General features: G+C 42.0%; 1 protein-coding gene. It reads left to right on the top strand.

Annotated elements, in window-relative coordinates; genetic code table 11:
- Positions 1-545, top strand: a 545-nt coding sequence (locus JaK3_RS10445; RefSeq protein WP_150114272.1) for an AMP-binding protein, incomplete at both ends; no start/stop codon positions are given.

Consider the following 545-nt stretch of genomic DNA (forward strand, 5'->3'; position numbering starts at 1 on the left):
TAGCAACAATTGCTTTTGATGCAGCAACCTTTGAAATCTGGGGTGCTCTTTTAAATGGCGCGAAGCTTGCACTTGCACCTGCTGGGAAGTTGGATTTAGCGGAAATTCATAAAGCGATTCAACGCTACAAAGTGGATGTGTCCTTTATGACAACAGCAATTTTTGCTGAAGCCATTAGAACTTATCCGGAGATTTTTGAAAACATTAAACAATTTATGTTTGGTGGTGAATCTGTATCTCCAAGCTCCGTCAAGGAAATGCTCTCGCACTTTCCTGACAATGAGCTTATTCATGTTTATGGGCCTACAGAAACAACAACATTTGCACTGAATTGGCCACTAAATCATCCGAAGAGACAACTCGAGTCTGCTCAGATATTTGGAACTGCTAACCTGGCTATTGCACCAGCAATTCAAGTGAACACGCAGCTGCAAACTTTTAATAAGATATTTGCTGCCCAAGTGGCTAGAACACCAGAAGCGATTGCACTTGTTTATGAAGAGCAAAGCCTCACTTATGCGCAGTTAGATGCTCGGGCTAATCAA

This window comes from Polynucleobacter yangtzensis, assembly GCF_001595965.1.
GTDB lineage: Bacteria > Pseudomonadota > Gammaproteobacteria > Burkholderiales > Burkholderiaceae > Polynucleobacter > Polynucleobacter yangtzensis.